The following is a 3610-nucleotide window of genomic DNA, read 5'->3' as shown; positions in this document are numbered from 1 at the left end:
GAGAGATGTAGCGCGATGCACCCCGGTAGCCGAGCATCGGGTTCTCCTCGTGCGGCTCGTACAGCTCCCCGCCGATGAGGTTCGCGTACTCGTTCGACTTGAAGTCCGAGAGGCGCACGATCACCTTCTCCGGCGCGAACGCCGCGGCGATCATCGACACCCCCTCCGCAACGCGCTGCACGAAGTAGTCCCGCGGCGACGGGTACGCGGCGATCCGCTCCGCGATCTCATCGTGCAGCGCGGGCTCGAGGGTGTCGAAGTCGAGCAGTGCGCGGGGATGGATGCCGATCTGCCGGTTGATCACGAATTCGAGGCGCGCCAGCCCGACGCCCTTGTTCGGGAGCTTCGAGAACGCGAATGCCTGATCGGGCGTGCCGACGTTGAGCATGATCTTGGTGGGGCTCTCCGGCATCTCGTCGAGCCGCGTGATGACCTCGTCGAACGCGAGGATGCCCTCGTAGACGAAGCCGTTGTCGCCTTCGGCACACGAGACGGTCACCTCTCGGCCGTTCTCGAGCGCGATCGTCGCATCGCCGGTGCCGACGACGGCGGGGATGCCGAGTTCCCGGGCGATGATCGCCGCATGACAGGTGCGGCCGCCCCGGTTGGTGACGATCGCGGAGGCGAGCTTCATGATCGGCTCCCAGTCCGGGTCGGTCATGTCCGCGACGAGCACATCGCCGGCGTGGAACTGGTCCATCTGGGCGAGAGAGGTCATCACCCGCACCGGGCCGGCGCCGATCTTCTGCCCGATCGCCCGCCCGATCGTGATGACCGTGCCGGGCTGCTCGAGCACGAACCGGCGCGTGACGTTGCCGTCGACCCGCGAGACGACCGTCTCGGGGCGCGCCTGCAGGATGTAGAGCTTTCCGTCGATGCCGTCCTTGCCCCACTCGATGTCCATCGGACGCCCGTAGTGATCCTCGATCACGAGCGCCTGCCGGCCGAGCTCCTCCACCTCCGCATCCGTGATGGAGAACTGTCCGCGGTCGGCGACCGGCACGTCGGTGAAGACGGTGCTGGCGCCGGCGTGGGTGCCGTCGGCGTAGACCATCTTCAGCGCCTTCTCCCCCACCGACCGCTTCAGGATCGCCGGGCTCCCCGCCCGCAGGGCCGGCTTGTAGGCGTAGAACTCATCCGGGTTCACGGCCCCCTGCACGACCGCCTCGCCCAGCCCGTACGAGCTCGTGATGAACACGGCCCGGTCGAACCCCGATTCGGTGTCGACGGTGAACAGCACGCCGGAGGCCCCGACATCTGATCGCACCATCCGCTGGATCCCGGCCGACAGGGCGACGTCGTGGTGGTCGAAACCGTGGTGCACCCGGTAGGCGATCGCCCGGTCGTTGTACAGCGACGCGAACACGCTGCGGATCGCGGCGAGGATGTTTTCGATCCCGCTGATGTTGAGGAACGTCTCCTGCTGACCCGCGAACGAGGCATCGGGGAGATCCTCGGCCGTCGCGCTGGAGCGCACCGCCCACGAGACGGTGTCGGGCTGCGGATCGCTCTCGACGAGCGACGCGTACGCGCCACGGATGTCGGACTCGAACGCCGCCGGAAGCGGCTGCTGCTCGATCCACTCGCGCACGTTCGCGCCGACCCGGGCGAGTTCGGCGACATCCGTCACGTCCAGCTCCTCCACGACCTGACGGATGCGCGCGTACAGGCCGTCGGCCGCGAGGAACTCGCGGTACGCGTCGGCGGTCGTCGCGAAGCCACCGGGCACGGTGACTCCGGCATCCGACAGATTCGAGACCATCTCACCCAGGGAGGCGTTCTTGCCGCCCACCTGAGGAACGTCGGCCATGCCGATTTCGTGGAACCAGAGGATGTTGGTCATGAGGTCTCCCGATCAGTTGTGCGTTGTGCGCGATTCAGAGGGTGGAGGTGGTGCGGTGGGTCAGCTGCGGAGCCGCAGAGATTGCATGATCACGGCCGACATCTMCTCGACCGACTTCGTCGAGGAGTTGAGGAACGGCACTCGATTGCGGCGGTAGAGGTCTTCGGCGCGGCGCAGCTCGAGGGTGCACTGCGCGAGGCTGGAGTAGGTCGAGCTCGGGCGGCGCTCGTGGCGCACCTGGCTCAGCCGCAGCGGCGTCGTGGTCAGCCCGAAGCAGCGACTCGCGTACTTCGCGACCGTCGCCGGCAGCCCGTCCGAGGGGAAGTCGTCGTCGGTGAGCGGGTAGTTCGCCACGAGGAGCCCGTACTGCAGCGCGAGGTACATCGTGGTCGGAGTCTTGCCGCAGCGCGACGGCGCGATGATGATCACATCGGCGATGTCGAGCGCGCGCAGGCTCTGCCCGTCGTCATGCTCGATCGCGTACTCCACCGCGCGCATCCGGGCGAAGTACTGCTCGATGTCGCCCACGCCGTGGTACTGCCCGAGCTGCTCCGACGCGGTGCTGCCGAGGGCCGCCTCCAACTCGCGGAGGTGCCCGCCGAGCAGGTCGATCACGACCGCGTGCGACCGGGTGAGCTCGTCGAGGATCTCGGCGGACTTGACCGTCGCGAACACGATGGGGTCGGCGCCGACGCTCGCGGCGCGTTCGATGTCGCTGACGACATTCCGGGCGCCGTTCACGGTGTCGACGAACGGGATCGTGTGCCGCTGGAAGCGCACCCCGGGGAAGTTCGCCAGCAGGGCACTGCCCAGCGTCTCCGCCGTGATTCCCGTGCTGTCGGACACGAAGTAGGCCGCGCGTCCGGGAGTCTTCTCCCGCGCGATCGTCTTCGCGTCCGTCACGTGTGCTCCGCACTGGTCACGGATGAGCCGGGCGCCCGTCCACTGTCAAAGCTATGCGGAACTTCATTGGTCCTTATCGCGTTGAGCGCTATCAAAAAGACGGGATCCTTCGCTGTCGACAAGTTGTGTTTCGTGAATACGTCGGTGTATCCAAGCCGCTCGCGGATACGCCAGACTGCTCACGTGCAGCCAGACCGCGCCTTCATCGGCCGTCACCCCGAGCTCGCGCTGTTCGATGCCCGATCCGCCGAAATCCACGCCGGCGGGTCTGCGCTGCTCATCGAGGGAGACCCCGGCGTCGGGAAGACGGCCCTGGTCGACGAGTTCGAGCGGCGTGCCCGGGCGCGGGACCTGCGGGTGCTTCGCACCGCAGGAACCCCCGACGAATCCGCGGCGCCGTACTCCGGGCTGCACCTCCTGCTGCAGCCGCTGCGCGACCACATTCCCGAGCTGCCCGAGCCGCAGCGCGACGCGCTCGACGTCGCGTTCGGCGTGCGGGCCGGTGACCTGCCGACGACCTTCCTMGCCGGCGTGGCAGCCCTGACTCTGCTCACCGACGCCGCTCGTGCGCGCCCGCTGCTGGTGATCGGCGAAGACCTGCACTGGCTCGATCCCGCCTCCCGGCAGACGCTGCTCATGGTCGCCCGGCGCGTCTCGTCCGACCCGGTGCTGGTGGTGATGACCGCGCGCGCGGGCCACGACGCCGTTGAGGCAGACGCGATCGAGCGGCGCCACCTCGCCCCGCTCGGCTTCATCGACGCCAACGCCGTGCTCGACACCCGACCCGACCGGCCCGAAGGCGCGGATCGGCGGGTGCTGCTCGAACTCGCGGACGGCAATCCCCTGGCGCTCGTGGAACTGCGC

Annotated in this window: 3 protein-coding genes; 1 reads left to right on the top strand and 2 read right to left on the bottom strand. The window is 68.3% G+C overall.

The genetic code is table 11. From position 1 onward, the window contains the following. Positions 1–1843: phosphoenolpyruvate synthase (gene ppsA / locus AC1DVT_RS18715; protein ID WP_477390732.1), on the bottom strand; the 1843-nt coding region annotated here is incomplete at its 3' end. A gap of 60 nt (positions 1844–1903) precedes the next feature. Beyond that, entirely contained in the window at positions 1904–2746 is an 843-nt protein-coding gene (locus AC1DVT_RS18710) for a pyruvate, water dikinase regulatory protein (RefSeq protein ID WP_477390730.1), read from the bottom strand. A gap of 183 nt (positions 2747–2929) precedes the next feature. Between AC1DVT_RS18710 and AC1DVT_RS18705 the strand changes: the two genes are divergently transcribed. After that, a partial coding sequence (locus AC1DVT_RS18705) for an AAA family ATPase (protein ID WP_477390728.1) occupies positions 2930–3610 on the top strand: 681 nt, incomplete at its 3' end.

This window comes from Microbacterium sp. P2_F9 (assembly GCF_056403635.1).
This window is presented reverse-complemented; position numbering and strand designations above follow the sequence as displayed.